This window comes from Mesotoga sp. UBA6090, from assembly GCF_002435945.1.
Taxonomy (GTDB): Bacteria; Thermotogota; Thermotogae; order Petrotogales; family Kosmotogaceae; genus Mesotoga.
The window spans coordinates 1-19,062 of the sequence record NZ_DIXC01000059.1 but is presented as its reverse complement, the minus strand read 5'-3'; the positions used below and the strand labels follow the sequence as shown (position 1 = coordinate 19,062).

The window sequence follows — 19,062 nt, the reverse complement described above, 5'->3', positions numbered from 1 at the left end:
AGTTCATATAATCTGAGGAAGAGCCGAACCACTACAGAATTCCCGGAAAGAAGGTAAACGTCGAGCTTTCCTCTATGGAACCCAATCCGAACATAATTGGAATACTCTCTCTGTCAAGAAGAACATATAGAGCCTGATTTCCTCTATTAGAGCTCTCTCCGCGACTGCTTGTTTCCAGATTCTCTTTAATCTCGAACGGCTCATAGTATAATGAAAATGAACGCAAACGTTTGCGAAAGGTTGCGATTTTCATTGATTAAGAAGATAACGATAAAGGACATAGCAAACGAATTGAACATATCGCCATCGTCAGTATCTAGAGCGCTTTCCGACGAGCCGGGAGTGAGTCCCTCCCTGAGGAAGGAGATAGTAGATGCTGCCGAGAGATTGAACTACATTCCCAATTTTTCGGCAAAATCCCTTAGAACGAGAAAGACTCAGACGGTGGGGCTTGTTGTCTCGGATATCAGGAATCCGTTTTTTCTGGATTTTATGAGTGGGATCGAGACCGTGCTCTTTCCAAGAGGTTACAAATTTATTGTGTGCGATATCGGTGAGGATTTTGAGAAAGAGAGAGTTTACATCAAATGGCTCCTCGAACACGGTGTAGAGGGGATACTTTCCTCACCCTGTCAAGGAGAAGACGGAAGAAACAACTCAAAACTCTACAGGGAGGCAGTCAGGAGAAACATTCCTGTCGTTTTCTACGACAGAATTCTCGAGGGAATGGAGAGGATCAGTTCTGTAACTCTCGACAACCGCCAGGCGATTCTTCAAGGAGTGTTGCACCTAAAAGAAAACGGTCACAGAAAACTCGGAATAGTCCTTCATAAAAAGGGGATCTATACGATAGAAGAGAGACGTATGGGCTTCATAGAAGCTTGCAAGATGCTGGATATTGAGATAAACACAGACTGGATTGTCGAAAACGCAGTGGATGTGGAGAGGGCCTCGCTGTCACTGGAGTCTGTCCTGAGATCGAACAGGAGACCGAATGCAATCATATCCACGAACCAGTTTCTAAATGAGGTGATTGTTGGAACAGTGAGGCGAATGGGTCTGAAAATCCCGCATGATCTGTCCATTGTAGGCTTCGATGACCATTCCATGAATGAACTGATCGAGCCGCCCTTGACGACGATCAGACAGCCAGTCAAAGACATCGGCAGGATTGCCGCCACACTTTTGCTGAGCGAAATAGACGGAACAAGAGGTGACAAATCGAAAGTTGTGCTGAAGGCGGAATTGCTCAAGAGAGAATCTGTGTCAAAGCTCATATAGATAAGCTTAAAGAAAACATCGAAAAGAGGAGGAATGCTCAATGAAAAAGAGAAAGGTTGGAGTGATCACTTTTTCCGACGGACGAGATTTCGTCCACAATGATTTAATCGAAATGAACAAGGGGTTTCAAGACAGGCTGGTCAAGGCTCTTGAAGCAACGGGTGAAGTGGAGGTTGTCACAGCCTCCGATATAGTATGGAAGCCTTCGCTCGCAAAGAAGGCCGGAAAGGAACTTATGAAGGCCGAAGTGGAGGCAACGATATTCAATTACGCAATCTGGTGCTGGCCTAATCTTTCAGTAATCGCCTCACTTTATGCTCCCGGTCCTTTCCTAACCTATGGACAGATAAACCCCTCTTACCCTGGAATGGTAGGCCAGCTGGCGGCCGCAGGTGCCCTTGAACAGGTAGGAATAATGCCTGAAAGAGTGTGGGGAGATCCCGAAGATTCAGACGTAATTGAAAGGGTCATGCACTTCGTTAGGGCTGCGTCGGCAGCAGCAAGGCTAAAGGGCGAGAGATATGGAATGTTCGGCGGCCGCCCGATGGGTATGTATACAGCTATGGCCAATGGTGATCAGTGGCTGAAGGAATTCGGCATCGATGTGGAACAGATCGACCAGTATGAACTGGTAGTAAGGGCGGAGAAGGTTTCGAAAGATGTCACAAAAGAGGCTAGAGAGTGGCTGGAAAAACTGGCCACGGTAAAATATGATGGCAAGCAGCTTACACCTGAAAAACTGGAGAAACAGATCGCGCTTTATGAAGCTGCACTCAGTATCATAAAAGAGTACGAACTGGACTTTGTGGGTTTCAAAGGTCAGCCCGAGATGACAAACAACTACGCAACGATGGACATAGTAGAGGCCTTCCTTAACGATCCGTACGACTGGCACGGTCCAAAGGAGACTATTGTTGCAGCCACAGAAACAGATATGGATGGAGCTCTTACCATGGAGATCTTCAAGCATATCGCTCAGTCTCCGGTTCTATTTGCAGACGTGAGGCATTACTTCGAGGAAGAAAACTTGCTCGATCTCTGTAACTCGGGCACTCACGCGACCTATTTTGCAGGAAAATCGATGAATCCCGAAGACAATCTCAAACACGTAGAACTGTACCCCGAGGACTTCTACTTCCCAGCCGGAGGAGCTGCCGTAAAGCACTTCGCGGCACCGGGAAGAGTTACCCTGGCCAGGCTTGCAAGACAGAACGGCGAGTACATCATGACAATAGTACCGGGAGAGTTCATGAAGCTCTCCGAAGCCGAAGAAAAGAAGCTGTCGGAGAAGGTTCAGATCGAATGGCCGCATGCCTATGTGAAGCTGGATACGGACATGGAAACCTTCCTGAGATACTACCCGTGCAACCACACTCACGGTGTCTACGGCGATTTCGTTGAGGAACTGGTACAGTTCTGTGATATAAAAGGTATTGATTACCAGATTCTGGGAGAGTAAACTGCATTTCAAGACATAAAGTTACTTAAGAAAGGAGCCTGATCATGCTATACATTGACGGTATTTGCGAAAAGAGTGTTGAACTCGTTAAACAGCCGGTCTTTGCCGGAATCACCACGAATCCTACAATTCTGAAGAGAGATAGGCCGGGATGGGGTCTGATGGATGCAATGAAATTCCTCTCAAAGGTCCCAGGCGAGAGACACTTCGTTCAGGGCAGCATCTCTTCGACCGACTGGATTCAAAAGGTGAAGGAATTCATAAAGAAAAGCGATTTCGATCCCGAATTCTTTACGATCAAACTGCCCTGGGATCCGCAGAAGGCTTCAACTATCGTCCCTCAGCTGAACGATATTGGAGTTGGTGTTTGTGCTACTGCCGTCTACACTTTACAACAGTACTACGCAGCGGTCAGCATGGAGGTTGAATATGTGGCCGTGTACTTCGACAGAATGAAGAAGGCGGGTATAGATCCCGACTTGAGAATCACAGAGATGCTCGACATTGGCGACTGGCACTCAAACGCCCCTAGAATCATTGCGGCCAGCATTAAGGACATCGAGAGCGCGAACAAGCTTATCTCGCTGGGTGTCCATGATCTCACGTTACCGATCGAAATCGCAGCTGAGTACATTCAAGGCAGTTTCCCGGCAGATGATCTCAACAGATTCGAGGAGGACTTCAAGTTATGAGTGATCGGTCCAAACCGGTTCTTTGCTCCGGAGAAATCCTTTTCGATTTCATCTCTAGAGAACCTATGAAAGGCCTGGAAGGCACCACCCTGTTTGAAAAGAAACCGGGTGGTGCACCTTTCAACATATCTGTCGGTCTTCACAGACTGGGAGTTCCTATGGAATTTCTCGCCAAAATCGGCATGGACGAGTTTGGAAACGCACTTCTTGAGTATCTTAAGTCTCTTGGTATATCGACCGGTTATGTGATTAGAGAACAAGGAACGAAGACACCGATAGCCCTTGCGGCTCTGGACGACGAGGGGAAGCCGGAATTCAGATTCTACTGGGATCATGCGGCCCATCTATCGCTCAAATCAGAAGAAATCGAAGAGATCGACCCTCTGAACTTCTCCCTTTTCCATTTTGGTGCGATAGTACTCCTCGAAGAACCGTCGGCATCCACTTATCTAGAGCTGTTCGAAAGGTTCAGCTCAAGAGGAGTAAAGACTTCATTCGACCCCAACATTCGAAGAAGCGCAATAGAAGATCACGATTCATTCAGGGCCATAGTCAAAGCCATCATCTCCAGAGTCGACATTCTCAAGCTCAGCGACGACGATCTGCTATATATATGTGACAGCGACAATCTCGATGAGGCCCTGTCTCGACTCGAAGTCAGACCGGACACGCTCGTCTTTCTTACTCTCGGAAGCAGAGGATCCACTGTTTATCGCGGAAGGACTTCTGTCAAGAGAGATGGGTTCAAGGTGAAAGTGGCCGAGACCACTGGCTGCGGAGACTCTTTCATGGCCGCAGTAATCTCGAGGCTCTACAATATGAGTGATGACGAACTGCGTAATCTTACCGAAAAAGATCTGGGAAGCATTCTCACTTTTGCCAACGCAGAGGCTGCGATCGTTGCAACAAGATATGGCGGAGCAAGCTCGATGCCAACCGAAAGCGAAGTGAACCAGTTCCTAAAGGGGCGGGGTGTAGATCGTTGATAGGATTCCTCGCAATAGACATCGGTGCCTCCAGCGGCAAGGCCTTCGTCGGAAAGTACGGTCGAAACAGGCTGGTTCTGGAAGAAGTACATCGCTTTTCGAACGAGCCTATTCATATTGCCGGTGCGACTCACTGGAACCTCATTTCACTTTACAGGAATGTCGTTGATAGCATTAAGGCGGCTTCAGCGCTGGGGATTGAGATTCGCAGCATAGGAATCGACACTTGGGGAGTGGATTTCGGTCTTATCGACAGCTCCGGTTCGATTCAGGGCGATCCCAGACACTACAGAGACATGTTCAAAGACGATTCCATGGATTACGCCATAAAGAAGGCCGGTAAGCGGTGGATCTTCGACAGAGCTCCAACCCAGTTTCAGCCATTCAACACTCTCTATCAGCTTATATCCCTCAAACGTAAAAACAGTCGTCACCTCAAGAAGGCAGATGCCCTTCTCCCAATGCCTTCACTCCTGACCTACTTCCTCACAGGGGAGAAATTGACAGAATTTACTTTCGCCACTACCACACAACTCTTCGATCCCGATCGGAATGACTGGAGCGAAGAGCTGATAAGATTCTTCGATCTACCGGAGATAATGACTCCAATTGTAGATCCCGGGGAAATCGCCGGAGAACTTCTCCCCTCAGTCTCGGAAGAGCTTGGTATAAAGGGCATGAAGGTTATTCTCCCGGCGAGCCACGACACGGCATCGGCCGTTACATCCATGAATCTTTCAGATGATTCGATGTTCGTCAGCGCCGGAACCTGGTGTCTAGAAGGGGTGTTGATCGACAAGCCTTCCAGAAATGAAGATGTTATCGAAAACAACCTTGCCAACGAGGGCTGCTACGGAAGAAGGTACCGCCTGCTCAAGAATCTAACCGGTCTTTGGTTGGCTCAGGAGCTCCTCAGGGAATGGAGAAAATCGAACCCGAATCTCGATCATTATGCATTGACCGAGATGGCGCTGACTGCCAGAAGCTATGAGAGAAAAATAGATGTAGAATCAGAAGCCTTCAAAAAACCAAGAAACATGGAGAAAGCTATTCTCTCCGAAGCCGAGAGGCTCGGGATCTCTTTGCGAAACAGGGGAGAGATCGTGAGAGCTTCGATCGAAGGAATCGCTTACCAGACGGAGCAGACAAGAAAACAATTGCAGTCAATAACCGGCAGGTCAATAAGGAACATTAGAATGGTAGGCGGCGGCATCCGAAACAGGCTTCTCTGCCAGTTAGTGTCAGATTACACAAGGCTTCCGGTAGTGGCAGGACCGGCTGAAGGAACTGCCACAGGTAATATCATAGTTCAGATGCTGGGCCTTGGAGAACTAAGTGACCTATCCCAGGCTCACGATCTTATTCAAAGCTCATTTAACTTTCAGGAATACACTCCAGAAAAGTAAGACTTCGAATCATTCAAATAAGTCGAAAAATTAAGAATTCATAAGATTGCAGGTATTAATCGAATTTAATCATCTCTAGACAGCCATGACATCTTCAGGGAAGGTTGGGGGATATGACAGTGGCCGTGTAAAATAATGTTGATAATTCTATTTTATAGAATTACGATTCCGCGAGGTGAAATATGACTTATCTCCAGAAGGTGCTCAAAATGATCGAAATCGTTGCCTATTTTGATAGTAGCGGAATAACTGTTCAGGAAGCGTCGGGAAAATCCGGTTTCCCTATGTCCTCCTCTCACCGAATACTTAACGATCTTGTAGACTGCGAAATCTTGACTAAGATTGAAGAGGCCAAACGCTACAGATTGAGCCCAAGAATAATACCCATGGTAAGTGAAATCGCTAGAAAGATGAATATAGTTAACCTGAAAAACTGTCTTATTGAGCTGAAAGATAAGATTAATGAAACAGTCTTCTTCAGTGAACTTACGGAAAACGGGGTAACCTCCGTGTTGACTGTTGAAAGCGATAGAGTCTTTAGTTTCAGAGCCAGATCTGGAGTTTATCTTCCTGTTCATTGCACAGCTGCCGGGTTGGCTATTGCCGCAAACATTGACATAGAAAGAGCGTTAGGCCTTGTATGTAAATCTCACATCGGCAATTACCCTGAAATCGAAACTTGTCCGGTGGAGGATTATAAGGTTCGTCTAGAAAGAGTCAGGCAAGAAGGTTTTGCCTTCTGTGACGAGGAATTCGAGCCGGGACTCAGGGCGGTCGCGGTGCCCGTTTTCGATTCGTCGGGAAGTGTTGTCGCCAGCATAACTGCGATTGCGCCGAAAGAGAGATTCAGTACAAAGAGGATAAATGGGGAAATTGTAGCCAATCTAAAAAAGACTGCTGTGGATATCAGCAAATACACTTTCTAGAGGTTGACATGAGTGAACACGTGGTAATTGTAAGTAATGTCGGAAGGGTCTTCTCTAGCGGAACAAAGAAAGATAAAAAGGAATTCGTTGCCTTGGAGGATGTTTCATTCACAGTCAACAGAGGTGAGTTCGTCTCACTGCTGGGACCCTCGGGCTGTGGGAAATCAACACTGCTAAAGATTGTCTCGGGGCTTCTGAAGGCAAGTTCCGGAACGGTGGAAATTACGGAGAAAGAGAATCGCAAGACCCCTCCGTTTGGATTCGTATTCCAGGATTCCGTCCTTTTGCCCTGGAGAACAGCAATAGATAACGCTCTGTTTCCATTCGAAATCATGGGCAACAAGGAGAAAGCAGATGAAAGCAACGTCAGGAATATTTTCAAACTTGCAAAACTTGTAGGTTTTGAAAATTCCTACCCCAGACAGCTTTCAGGTGGAATGAAACAACGTGTGGCTATTGTGAGAGCCTTGTCCTATAATCCCCCAATTCTACTTATGGACGAACCTTTCGGGGCTCTTGACGCAATAACGAGAGACAATCTCAACAACGTTCTCCTTGAAATCTGGGAATCAACCAGAAAGACAGTGATCTTTGTAACCCACAGTATTAGTGAAGCTGTGTATCTTTCAGACCGAATAATCGTAATGGGCACAAAACCCGGTAGAGTGATCGCTGACATGAAGGTTGAACTACCCAGACCTCGAAATGAAGATTCAAAACTCACGCCAGAATTCTACTCCTACGTCAAAGAGCTACGGGAGATGCTCAAACAATGAACAGGAAAGTCCTAATAGCAATAATCTCGATTCTTTTCCTGGTACTCTTCCTGGGTTTTTGGAAGGGATACATAATCGTCAGAGATGTTCCAGGATTTATCCTTCCACCTCCAGAGGCTGTGGGACAGAGGTTTATCTCTCTTGTTGCACACGGCACTTTCATAAGAGAAGGCTGGGTAACCCTGTATACGATACTTATAGGCTTCTCCGTTGGATCTGTTCTGGGCTTTGTGGCTGGGTACTTCTCGGCGAAATCGAGAACCTTTGAGGAAGTAATCTCACCATACGTCATGCTTATTCAGGCTACACCAAAAGTATCTCTCATTCCTCTCTTTGTTATTTGGTTCGGACTCGGGATGCCATCAAAGCTATTGCTTATAGTCCTTTCAGCATTCTTCCCAGTGATGATAAACACAATCTTGGGACTGCGATCTGTCCCGGAGGACTACGAGAATCTTATGACAATTCTCGGTGCATCGGAACGCCAGTCAACTCTTAAGATGAGACTCCCGATGGCCACTCCCTTAATCATGGCAGGACTAAAGATCGCGATGGTGCAGTCAATAATAGGGGCAATAGTCTCAGAATGGATGGCGGGAGACAGAGGTTTCGGTTACCTGCTTGTGTACGGAAGTTCTCTGTATGATGCAAATCTTCTAATAGCGTCGATAATTGCTACTACTTTCCTGGGATTAATTCTCTACTGGAGTATTGAACTTATAGAAAAGAAACTCTTGTTCTGGCATGAGTCAAAATTGGCCTTCACGGAGGGAACATGATGAATGAAGGATTCAGAAAACCAACAGCGAGCAATCCCATCGAAAACGGCAAACTCCAGCATCTGAAGTTGAGCATGGATTCAAAGATTCCGAAGCTGTTCTTCCTTCCAGGTGATCCAGAACGACTGAAGCTCTTCGAAGAAGCGGCAGATTCCTTTGAATATCTGTCCGTCAATCGAGAATTCTCGACAGGAATCGGTACTTTCAGAGGGAAGGAGTTTGGCGTCTGTTCTACCGGAATTGGAGGCGGTTCATCAGAAATAGTTATGGTGGAACTGCACGCTCTTGGTGTAGAAAGAGTTGTCAGAGTGGGAGGTTGTGGAGCGCTTAGAAAGGACATTAAGTGCGGAGAGATGATAATCAACTCCGCCGCAGTAAGACTTGGGGGAAGCTCCAAAATGTACGTTAGAGCAGAATACCCGGCCGTCGCCGACCCATTTATGGTCGTCGCACTGGCCGAAAGCGCTTCTAGAAAGGGGGTCAGGGCTCATGTCGGCATAGGCGCTACTGTTGACTCTTATTATGCCGGACAGGGTCGGAGCATAAGAGGTTTTGAAATCCCCGGTCCCAGTTTGCCTGAAGAACTTTCATCTGCGGGCGTTATCAATTTCGATATGGAAACCGAGACGATCTTTACTCTGGCAAGTCTTTTGGGGATGAAGGCAGCAAACATCCTGGCAGTTCACGGAAATCGGAAGACGGATGAATGGCTTACTGATTATAGGTCAGCGCAACTTTGTGCAATAGAAACTGCACTTGAAACAGATTTTAGAACACTCTGAACGAGGAGGGATTGATTTGAAAAAGGCAGTACTTGTGTTTTTATTGGTTCTAGTAAGCATGTTTGTTTTTGCCCAGAAAGTAACCCTGCAGATCGAGGGTTCCGCAGTTCCTTACTACATTCCCATCTACATGGGAATAGAGCTTGGCTATTTTGAAGAGGAAGGTCTTGAAGTCGACTATCTTTTTGGAAGCGCTTCAGACATAATCAGAAACGTGGCAGTTGGAAATGTTGAATTTGGTTTCCCCAATGGCGAACCAGTCATAACTGCAAGAGCTCAGGGAATACCTGTAAATGTTATTCATACTACCTACCAGCATGGACTCGGCTCAACTATCTTCCTTAAGGAAAGCGGCATTGAAACACCCCAGGATCTCAAAGGGAAGAAAGTAGCAATAACATCTTATGGAAGCCCCAACTATGTGCAGCTACAAATACTCCTGAAAAAGAATGGGCTTTCACTGAATGACATCCAGCTTGAGATTGTTGGAACCGAGGCTATCGTACCGGCTCTCGTAAACAAGAGAGTAGATGCAATTTGCTTCTCAATGCTTAGAACCTTCGAACTAAGGTATCAGGGAATCGAAGTAGATGAATTCAGGTCAGACGAGTTCCTTCCTTCATTCGGAAACGTTGTAGTAACCGGAGACAAAATCCTGAATGAGAACAGGGATCTGGCCGTTAGATTCACAAGGGCTTTGAGCAGAGTGATGGCCTATCTCTCAGATCCAGAGAATATGAAGGAAGCCACTGTTGTGGCAATCGCGAAGTATGCGCCGACATATATTGGCAGAGAGGAATACATGGCCGACATACTTTCCGAGATCTATGCGAACTACCTCTGGCAGAGCGAAGACACCAAAGCCTTTGGATTTGGATTTGGAAACGTTGAAAGATGGCAGCAGACTATCGACATCATGAGAGAGTACGATCTGATAACCACAGATGTCAACGCGGCCGATTTCGTAATACCAAGACTGTAAACTAAATCTTCGGGTAGGAGGAAGAATTTTGAAAAAGAACATCAATTCAAAACTAATGAGCTTTCTATTTCTAGTCGCTGTATTGGTTGTGTGGAAAGTAGTGGTCACAATTCTTAATACTCCAACACATATCCTTCCTCCGCCCGAAGATATTCTCTTCAAGTTCGTTGAGTTGGTCAAGAACTCCGTTTTGCAAAAGAACTTCATGGCGACGCTCGAAGAGATAGCGATAGGGTTCAGTTCCGGAGCGGTTATAGGAATAGTACTTGGATACGTTCTTGCAAAGGTAGAGATTCTCGAGAAGGCGCTTTCACCGTACATACTCATATTCCAGACTGCTCCAAAGATATCGCTTGCTCCGCTCTTTGTGCTATGGTTCGGGCTTGGAATACTGTCCAAAGTGGTTCTAATTGCTCTTGTTACTCTGTTCCCTGTAATGATAAATATGATCCTCGGTGTAAGATCAACTGAAAAGAACTACTACAACCTGATGAAGGTTTTGAAGGCAAGTCGTCTTCAAGTTATGTTCAAACTTGAACTCATGAATTCGATGCCGTATCTGATGACTGGATTGCGTGTAGCCCTTGTGTTGTCGATCACGGCTGCAGTCATAGGAGAAATGATGGGTTCAAAGGCCGGGCTTGGATTTCTTCTGATTCTCGGGAACGAGATGTACGATATAACTTTACTGTTGACTGTAATCACTGTGATTAGTCTTCTCAGCTTCTTCCTGGATATTGGAATGAAGAAACTGCAGGAAAAACTGTTGTTCTGGCATGAATCGGCGGCAAAGTGAAGGAGTTAGCTTGAGCGGTCTCGAATATCTAGTATCGGAAGAAATAGATAAGTTATCGAAATTCACCTCGACAGATGAAGGAGTTACTCGTCTTCCCTTCACAAGGGAAAACAGACTTTCGCTTGAGTATCTGGCGAAAAGGTTGAATGAAGTTGGAAAGAGAGTCTATGTCGATAGAATGGGAAACATCTTGACCTCCAGCGGGAGAGAAAGTCGGAGAGATGACAAAGTAGTTTTCTGTTCTCACTATGATTCGGTTCCAAATGGCGGCAAATATGACGGAACTGCGGGCGTTGTATTTGGAATTCTACTTCTGAGCCTTCTAGGAAAGGCCGAGGCCGAACGTATTGAATTATGCGCCTTCAACTGCGAAGAGTCCTCACTGTTCGGCCGGGCATCGTTGGGATCGGCGTTCTTCCTCAAGGGAGAGGAACCCTTGGGGGACTATGAAACATTGATCGGGGAAAGAGTATCCCTGACTAAACTAATTGAAGAGGCGGATTTTCAGAGCTTTTCACAAGTTGAAAAGCCGTCTGTTGAAGAAGGAACAAGATTCATCGAAATACATGTGGATCAATCAAAAGAGTTATCAAAAAAAGCCTTGGATCTTGCATTTGTTGAGAAGATTGCCGGTCAAAGGAGACTCAGTTTCACTTTCAAAGGTGAGACCAATCATTCGAGCCTTATGAATCTCTCGGCAAGAAGAGACTCGCTTCTGGCTTCAACTTCTGCCATATTAAAGGCAAGCGAGTTGAGCAAGCTAATGTCATCAGATGAGGTTGTTGGGACCGTAACTAGGCTAGTTAATACTCCAAATGTAATGAATATGATTCCTGGAGAGACCGAGACTACCGTAGACATAAGAGGTTTCTCAGTTCGTTCTCTCGAAGAATTCAAAGGCTCTCTGACAGATTATTGTAGAGGCGTATCCGAAGGGGCTGCTATAGAATTCTCTTCGTCGGAGCTCTCCACCATGGATCCGGCGACAATGGACAGCGCTTACCTCGAATACCTCCAAAACAGTTTGACAGTTAAGGGGCTTTCTTCTACAAGAATGAATAGCATAGCCTGGCACGACATTGCGGAGGTTTCGAAGTACTTCCCATCTTCTCTTATCTTGCTGCCAAATCCTACGGGAGTAAGTCATTCACCAAGAGAGGCGATGGATCTAACTTCATTCTCCAAACTACTTAATGCGATGCTAGAGATCTTTGGAGATTCACATGCTCCTAATTAGAAACTCAAATCTCGTAGATTGGAGAAAATCCAGCAGGACAACCTGTGACATTCTGATCGACGACGGTGTGATAAAGAAGATAGATACAAGAATTGAATGCAGTGATGCAGATATCATTGAAGCAAAAGGACTTGTTGCAATACCTGGAATAGTAGATCCCCACGTACACTTGAGACAACCGGGGTATGAGTGGAAAGAGACTGTGGAAAGCGGCGTCCTGGCAGCGACCTCCGGCGCTGTTACCTCACTGTGTGCCATGCCAAATGTTATGCCATGTCCGGACTCAGTTGAAAACTATCATTATGTCAGGTCCTTTCAAAAGGATACGGTTATAAGAGTTCTGCAGTCCTGTTCAATAAACCAAAACCTGTCTGGCAGGCGAAATAACTGGAAAGAGCTTTATGAAGCCGGCGCAACAGTATTCACCAATGATGGTCTTCCCGTAGATCGAAATAGCGACATGGCCGCTGTTCTCTGGTTTTCAAGAGAAACAGGTGTCCTGGTAGCCGAACATCCCGAAATTCCGGAATTTGACAAAAGTTTGCGAAAAACAGAGCATGCTGTCATTTGCAGGGATGTCATCCTTAACGAGGGGATCGGTGGTAGGCTTCATCTTCAGCACGTCAGCTTAGCCAGTTCAATTGATTTTCTCAAACAAGCAAGAGAAAAGAACATCAGATTCACAATAGAAACGTGTCCCCATTACTTCATAGAAACCAGTGAGGGGCTGCCCGACGGCTTTTATGAGGTCTATCCACCTATAAGAACAGCTGATGACTTGAAAGCGATCAGATGGGCAATAGTCTCTGGTTTGATAGATATTATTGCTTCGGATCACGCACCACACACATTAGAAGAAAAAACATCTGAAGTACCTGCTAGAGGCTTTTCGGGAGTAGAACTACTTTTTCCGCTCTCGTACACTGCCCTTGTCAGCGAAGGGCTTCTCTCTCTACAGGCATTGACTAAGCTTCTCACATTTAATTCTTCGAATCTCTTGGGAATAAACCCCGCCTGTCTTGAAGAGGGAGAACGAGCCGACATCGTCCTTTTTGATCCCAATGAATCATGGATTGTCGAAGAGTCCTCTATGTATTCAAAAGGGAAGAATACTCCCTTCCTGGGGAAGAAACTAGATGCGAAGGTGAAGTATACCATTGCCTCTGGAAAAATAGTCTACCCCTTCACTGGAGAGCCAGTATGAATGTTGTGAATGAAAAATGCGAAGTGATCAGAAACGAAAGGGTTAGTTCCGACGGGCATGTACTGGTTCTTAATTCTAGAGATATCTCCCGACAGACCCTCCCCGGACAGTTTGTTGAAATCGGTTGTTATGGAGAAGATATGATTTTGAGAAGACCATTTTCCGTCTTCGATGTCTCAAGTGAAAGCCTATCCCTATTCATAAAGATTGTTGGAAAGGGGACAAAATGGTTGAGTGAACTCAATTCCGGATCTATTGTTGATCTCATAGGACCGCTAGGAAATGGATTCACTTTGTCAAGCAACACTAGATCGCTTTTGATTGGAGGGGGATGCGGAATTGCTTCACTGAATCTTCTTTCTCGAAAGCTATTTGATTCAGACAGTAACACGGACACTATTTTCGGCTTCTCAAAACCCGAAGAGATCCCTCAAGAAATCATCGAAGGATTTCAGAAGAGATCAAACAGAGTTCTAGTCACAGTTGACAAAGGACCTTACCCCATCATCGGAAACGTTGTGGATAGGTTGAAGGAAATTGATCTTGAAAACTATGACAGATTCTACTGCTGCGGCCCAACAAGAATGTTGAAGGCGCTTGAGCCCTTTCTCTACAAGAGAGAAGCCGAGGTATCTCTTGAAGCGCGTATGGCATGCGGCATCGGGGTTTGTTATGGCTGCACCATCAATACAAAACACGGTAGCAAGCGAGTCTGTCTAGATGGACCGGTTTTCAAAATGGAAGAGGTTGAATGGAATGAAATGTAATTTGAGAGCAGATCTTGGACGTATAGGCATTTTACCTACTCCCGTAATAATTTCTTCGGGGACCTTTGGACTGTCCAAACCGTATTTTGACCTTCTGGAATCTGAATATGTCGGAGCGGTGGTAACAAAGACGATCACTTTGAACCCCAAAACCGGTAATGCTCAGCCGAGAATCCTTGAGGCCCCTTCCTCAATGATAAATTCGATCGGCCTCGAAAACCCCGGCGTTCTTCGTTTCATCGAAGACTACAAAGACGGGTATGGAAAACTGGAGATTCCAGTGATCGTTAGTATAAGTGGAAATTCAGTATCTGAGTTTGTTGATATAGCTGACAAACTTAATGGAATCGACGGGGCGGCCGCCATTGAACTGAATCTTTCCTGCCCGAATGTCGATTCAGAAGGACTCTCTTTCGGGTCAAGCCCTGAGAGAATCGGCAATGTGGTATCTGAATGCGGCAAGACTAGCAAATACCCGCTGATCGCTAAACTCAGCCCCTTTCAAGCTATTGACGCTTCCTTCGCCAGAAGTGCGGAAATGGCAGGGGCATCAGCAATATCACTGATAAATACTGTACCAGCCATGAAGATTGACATAGACAGGTTCAGATCTGCACTAGGCGCCCTATCCGGCGGAATGTCAGGACCTGCGGTTAAACCCATAGCGATAAAAATGATCTATGAAATCAGCAGAGAAATAAACCTTCCTCTAATTGGAATGGGAGGTATCTCCTCAGGAGAAGATGCGGTCGAGTTCATTATGGTAGGCGCCAGCGCAATATCCATTGGAACCATGAACATGGTGAATCCTGGCCTGCCCAAATCCATAGTCGAGTTCATAGAGACCTTCATGGGGATTCATTCAGTATCTGGAATACATGAGATTACTCAAAGATTTACCCAAAGAAACTCTTGACCTTGGCAACGTACTGTCTCGCCTTCTCCTCTATCTCTTCCGGGGTCCCCTTAGTCAGATCGGATCCTATGCCGACGGCGGCGGTACCTGCCTTGAACCACGTGTCTATGTTGTCGAGATTGACTCCTCCCGACACCACACACAGCGCCTCAGGGAAGGGCCCTCTCAATGACTTCACAAAGGATGGTGAAAGGACATCGCCAGGGAAGACTTTGACCATAGAACAGCCGAGCCCTGTGGCCTTTACGTACTCAGTAGGAGTCATTATGCCAGGAAGGTAAAGCGTCTCGAGCGCTCTAGACTGAATTGCAAGTTCTTCCGAGAGATGCGGACTAACGACGTATTTTGCGCCGCTCTTAACAGCCTTGCTGAACTGGTCGTCTGTGATAACCGTTCCAGCTCCAACGTAGGCACCCTCTATTTCTTTCGAGAGAATTGAAATCGCCTTGGGGGCGTCGGGAACAGTGAAGGTTATTTCAAGGATCTTCACGCCTCCCCTGAAACAGCTTCTTCCAATCTCGACACATCTCTCCACGCTGTCGCTTCTGATGACGGCCATTATCCGTTCCTGCAGGATAATATTCTTCACTTTTATCCCTCCATTAGGATTTTATTTAGAGTATTATTCTTCCGAATGATTTGAGGATCAAAAGCACTCTCAAGGTTATTATAGCAACCCACTCATCCCAGGCCGTGCTCATTTCGCCATCGTAGAAGCTCTTGGACCAAGTAGGCTTGATCTTGCCATAGGTATGAAGTTCTTTGATATAGTACTCTATATTATCTTCAATCAACTCACGATCGATACAGAAGAACTCGTCTGGCGACGAAACAAAATCGAGCGGCCTGGCCACGTACTCTGTTCGCCACTCTTCTTGATCCTTACTGATCAGGGAGCAAACAGCCTCAGACAATTTTGGTCTGAGTCTGGTAGCCATTTTTTTGTCAAGCAGATTATAAAGTCTCATGAAGCAAAAAATTTCATGAAAGGAACTGAATTCACTCTTACTTTCGAGATACTCGATCGCTTTACCGATAAGTCTATCCACATCAAGGCTTGTGAACTCGCTGTATCTCTGCAAATACCCTATGATCTCTGCGGTCGGATTTCCCCAGTTTGCGTCGATCGCACACATGCCCTTCTCTTCGTCGAATTCCCACCAGGGAGCGTGCGGGTAATCATTCACTGTCTTCGGAACTGCAAACCAACCCTCCCTTTCCGAAATATATGTGTTGTCCAGATAAGCAATCGCTTTCGAGATTACTCCCTTTGCAAGTGGTAAGTCATCGAAATGAATAAGGTGTTGAAGCGCTACGGTAGTTGCCACTGGAGAAGAAGCTGGCAATCTGAAGTCCGGTTCTATAGCGTTTCCAAACCCTCCATCGACATTCTGATAACCGGCGATCTCCTCAACAACGTTGTTTGCCGGGCCATCCATGAAGTAGTAGGCGAATAGTCTCTTTTCCAGCTCTCTCCCATTCTCAAGGATCGTATACTGTGCTCTCCTAAAAGCTTCCATTTCAAGATAGAGCATCTCAAATACCCCCTTTATGTTGTCCTTTCATTTCTGCAAATACCATTCAGCAAGATTCTCGTAAAGCTCTCCTCTGTCCGGGACCGGCCCACTGAGCTGGCTATTCCAAAAAACGTAAGAGAGATCGTAGGCAAGAACTAGAATCGGCACATCATTCGTCCATATCCTGTATGATCCGAGATAATAAGGAGTACGACTTGACCAGTTGGGTTCAATGGCTGCCCTTCTCATAATCCTGAAAATCTGCTGATTCACATAACCTACTTCCCAGCCTGTCTTCAAATCATGCTCATACTCATTGGTCCATGGGGCTATCTCGGGATACTCGAAGGCCTCGACTCGAAGATAGGCCAGCTCGTAATCGCCTTCGTCTATGTCACGAAGAAGGCTTCCCCAATCGAGCCTTTCCACTTCGAGCTTCACACCTATTTTGTCCCAGCTCTTCTGGAGCTCCTCCAGTAATGTATTCTCAACTCCATGATAGACCTTGATCGACAAAGTTATGCTACCGGGATAACCTGCATTTGAAAGAAAGGTCTTTGCCTTATCCGGATCGTACGGAAGATCCACTATCTGAGCTTGCAAAGTCTTAAAAATGGACGTCCTAGGATCCACAGGGATGAAAGTCCCAATGGAGTCGGGGAGGGCTTTAAGAAGTGATTCATAATCTATAGACATCTTGAGCGCCTGCCTAACTCCCCTTTCTGCCAGCAGGCCGTTTCTATGGTTCATAAGAACAATATGATAAGTGCCATCAGGGAAGCTTCCTGATTTGAACTTTCCCGAAGCCGATTCATTAAGAAGAGACTCGTTGTGATCCGATTCACTGAAGAGAAGATGCAGCTCGCCCGTTTTGAACATTTCAATTCTGTCCAGAGGCTCCGCCACTTCCACAAGCCTTATCTCATCTAGAAGACTCTTTTCAGGCCAACTCTCGAATACTAACGGAAAGAGACCGTCTCCAGATCCTCCGTGCCAGTTCGGGCTTCTCTTCAGAATAATGTTGCCTTTCACGCTTGCCGGATCGAGTACGAAGGGCCCCGAAGTAGCTTCGATAGGAGGTTTATCCATCTTCATGCTCTCTTCCAGACTCTCCGGTTCGATTCCAAGTCTGTCGGAGTAAATGTGTTTGGCGAGTATGCCCGTTCTCAAAGAGTTCAAGAATTCTGGATATGAATCATTGAAATTGAAAACCACAGTCTTGCTGTCGACAACGGAAACCCAGCCAAACCGTGGGTCATTAAGAGCCTCATAGACCGGAGAATTTTCGGCGCTCTTCCATGCTCTTATCGAATACTCTATATCCGCGCCGGTTATAGGCGTTCCGTCATACCAGAAAATATCTTCTCTGAGCTTTATGTAAAGAGACTTGTTCGAATTTAAAAGCTCATACTTTTCTACTAGGCACGGACTCAATTCGTCGCCGCTTGCCCATCTGAAAAGCGGGTCTTGAATCGCAAAAGTAACCCAGAAATCGCCCTCCGAAAGCTCAAAGCCAGGAATAAACATGAACGTAGTATCGACCGGCAGTGTAATAGAACCTCCAGCAAGCTCAGAGTAGGAAAACTCCTCTTCCGTTCCTCTTTTTACAAGAGCCTCGGCGAAACTAGTAGAAAACAAGATTAGCATCATAACGAGTAAAAATAGTCTCCGCACAGAGTACCTCCTAGGTTCAAGTCTCTCCACTATTATATTAGATAAACCGAATCCGATTTCGTTCGGAAAGACAAATAACGGAGGAAGCTGGTTTGCCGTTGAATGGTTCACCGTTCGCAGAGGAGAACTCGTTCTTCAGAGCGAGGATCTGTTATTCGTTCTTGGTCAAAACATTTGCAAGTGGTTGGAGGTAGCAGGTTGGGGTTGGTCAGGAGCAAAGGATCAGTTCCAAGATGCAAGTTGTAAGAAGAACAAGAGACCGAGAAGAAAGCAAATTGAAGCAATCTGATCAGAACCAACCTATTTTGTCATCTGAAGTGCTCCTGTTCAAGATCTGGGCTTTGGAGAAACCGTGGTTGGGGGTTCGTAAGAGCAAGAGAAACTGGTTGACCGTTGAGCGGTTCTCCGTTCGCCGAGAAGACCCCGTTCTTCGTTCCAGAACAAGGATCTGTTCTTCGTTCTTGGTTAAGTCAAAAGACCCGGAGCAAGATTCCGAATCATGTTCAGATGACGGAATTAGTAGTGGGTCTCGGTCTCGAGCCTGGGGCTCGTGAACAGAACTGGCTCACCAATTCAAGGTTTTGCTGCAACTGAGAAAGTTATCCCAACATCGGCTTGTGGAAGCCCCTCATTCTGTCATCCCGAACTTGTTTCGGGATCTGGTTTTGATCCTCTCGGCGGGGTCAGTGAACAGTTGACGGGTAACTTGGTTTTCACCAGCATACAGTGGTTCTTTGGAGCGAGATGCTGAAACAGGTTCAGCATGACATCATGTGACGTTCTCAGAATTTGTCAACTCTCGTGTTCTCAAAGCTAAGCTCTCGATGCTCTTTCTCACTAATTCTGATCTTCGCTCCTAAATCCCCTCTCGAGAGCTCATCA

At 46.2% G+C, this 19,062-nt stretch carries 18 protein-coding genes; 15 read left to right on the top strand and 3 right to left on the bottom strand.

The features are described from left to right. The first annotated feature begins 252 nt into the window (after positions 1 to 252). From B3K42_RS09210 to B3K42_RS09140, 15 genes are all read left to right on the top strand, one after another. Positions 253 to 1,281 (top strand): LacI family DNA-binding transcriptional regulator, encoded by a 1,029-nt coding sequence (locus B3K42_RS09210; protein WP_292598398.1) that lies wholly within the window; start codon positions 253 to 255, stop codon positions 1,279 to 1,281. Between the two features lie 40 nt (positions 1,282 to 1,321). After that, positions 1,322 to 2,740, top strand: a complete 1,419-nt coding sequence (locus B3K42_RS09205; RefSeq protein ID WP_292598397.1) for an L-fucose/L-arabinose isomerase family protein — start codon at positions 1,322 to 1,324, stop codon at positions 2,738 to 2,740. A 44-nt stretch (positions 2,741 to 2,784) separates the two neighbouring features. After that, positions 2,785 to 3,432, top strand: a complete 648-nt coding sequence (locus B3K42_RS09200) for a transaldolase family protein (RefSeq protein WP_292598395.1) — start codon at positions 2,785 to 2,787, stop codon at positions 3,430 to 3,432. Beyond that, positions 3,429 to 4,418, top strand: a complete 990-nt coding sequence (locus B3K42_RS09195; RefSeq protein WP_292598394.1) for a carbohydrate kinase family protein — start codon at positions 3,429 to 3,431, stop codon at positions 4,416 to 4,418. Before B3K42_RS09200 ends, B3K42_RS09195 begins: the two co-directional genes overlap by 4 nt. Further along, positions 4,415 to 5,824, top strand: coding sequence for a rhamnulokinase (locus B3K42_RS09190; protein WP_292598393.1), 1,410 nt, complete (start codon positions 4,415 to 4,417; stop codon positions 5,822 to 5,824). The genes B3K42_RS09195 and B3K42_RS09190 overlap by 4 nt, the downstream gene beginning before the upstream one ends. 182 nt (positions 5,825 to 6,006) lie before the next feature. Next, positions 6,007 to 6,750 carry an IclR family transcriptional regulator gene (locus B3K42_RS09185; RefSeq protein WP_292598391.1) on the top strand — a complete coding sequence of 248 codons (744 nt, stop codon included), beginning with the start codon at positions 6,007 to 6,009 and terminating at the stop codon, positions 6,748 to 6,750. 8 nt (positions 6,751 to 6,758) lie between these two features. After that, positions 6,759 to 7,526, top strand: coding sequence for an ABC transporter ATP-binding protein (locus B3K42_RS09180; protein ID WP_292598390.1), 768 nt, complete (start codon positions 6,759 to 6,761; stop codon positions 7,524 to 7,526). Beyond that, positions 7,523 to 8,305, top strand: coding sequence for an ABC transporter permease (locus tag B3K42_RS09175; RefSeq protein ID WP_292598388.1), 783 nt, complete (start codon positions 7,523 to 7,525; stop codon positions 8,303 to 8,305). The genes B3K42_RS09180 and B3K42_RS09175 overlap by 4 nt, the downstream gene beginning before the upstream one ends. Next, positions 8,305 to 9,087, top strand: coding sequence for a nucleoside phosphorylase (locus tag B3K42_RS09170; protein WP_292598387.1), 783 nt, complete (start codon positions 8,305 to 8,307; stop codon positions 9,085 to 9,087). The genes B3K42_RS09175 and B3K42_RS09170 overlap by 1 nt, the downstream gene beginning before the upstream one ends. Positions 9,088 to 9,103: 16 nt before the next feature. Next, entirely contained in the window at positions 9,104 to 10,069 is a 966-nt protein-coding gene (locus tag B3K42_RS09165) for an ABC transporter substrate-binding protein (RefSeq protein WP_292598386.1), read from the top strand. Positions 10,070 to 10,097: 28 nt separating this feature from the next. After that, the gene (locus B3K42_RS09160; RefSeq protein ID WP_292598385.1) at positions 10,098 to 10,865 is read left to right on the top strand and encodes an ABC transporter permease; all 768 of its coding nucleotides are present in this window, start codon (positions 10,098 to 10,100) and stop codon (positions 10,863 to 10,865) included. Between the two features lie 10 nt (positions 10,866 to 10,875). Continuing rightward, a complete protein-coding gene (locus B3K42_RS09155; RefSeq protein ID WP_292598383.1) occupies positions 10,876 to 12,102 on the top strand; it encodes a hydantoinase/carbamoylase family amidase in 1,227 nt (408 codons plus the stop codon). After that, entirely contained in the window at positions 12,089 to 13,306 is a 1,218-nt protein-coding gene (locus B3K42_RS09150) for a dihydroorotase (protein WP_110991319.1), read from the top strand. The genes B3K42_RS09155 and B3K42_RS09150 overlap by 14 nt, the downstream gene beginning before the upstream one ends. After that, a complete protein-coding gene (locus B3K42_RS09145; RefSeq protein ID WP_292598382.1) occupies positions 13,303 to 14,073 on the top strand; it encodes a dihydroorotate dehydrogenase electron transfer subunit in 771 nt (256 codons plus the stop codon). Before B3K42_RS09150 ends, B3K42_RS09145 begins: the two co-directional genes overlap by 4 nt. Further along, entirely contained in the window at positions 14,063 to 14,989 is a 927-nt protein-coding gene (locus B3K42_RS09140; RefSeq protein WP_181419085.1) for a dihydroorotate dehydrogenase, read from the top strand. Before B3K42_RS09145 ends, B3K42_RS09140 begins: the two co-directional genes overlap by 11 nt. Here the strand turns inward: B3K42_RS09140 and B3K42_RS09135 are convergent. Genes B3K42_RS09135 through B3K42_RS09125 form a run of 3 tightly spaced genes read right to left on the bottom strand, consistent with a single transcriptional unit; the run spans position 14,970 to position 18,180 of the window. Further along, positions 14,970 to 15,578, bottom strand: coding sequence for a bifunctional 4-hydroxy-2-oxoglutarate aldolase/2-dehydro-3-deoxy-phosphogluconate aldolase (locus B3K42_RS09135; protein WP_110990639.1), 609 nt, complete (start codon positions 15,576 to 15,578; stop codon positions 14,970 to 14,972). The genes B3K42_RS09140 and B3K42_RS09135 overlap by 20 nt on opposite strands. 25 nt (positions 15,579 to 15,603) lie before the next feature. Continuing rightward, positions 15,604 to 16,524, bottom strand: a complete 921-nt coding sequence (locus B3K42_RS09130; RefSeq protein WP_110990638.1) for a hypothetical protein — start codon at positions 16,522 to 16,524, stop codon at positions 15,604 to 15,606. A gap of 27 nt (positions 16,525 to 16,551) precedes the next feature. Then, positions 16,552 to 18,180, bottom strand: coding sequence for an ABC transporter substrate-binding protein (locus tag B3K42_RS09125; RefSeq protein WP_110990637.1), 1,629 nt, complete (start codon positions 18,178 to 18,180; stop codon positions 16,552 to 16,554). Positions 18,181 to 19,062 lie beyond the last annotated feature (882 nt).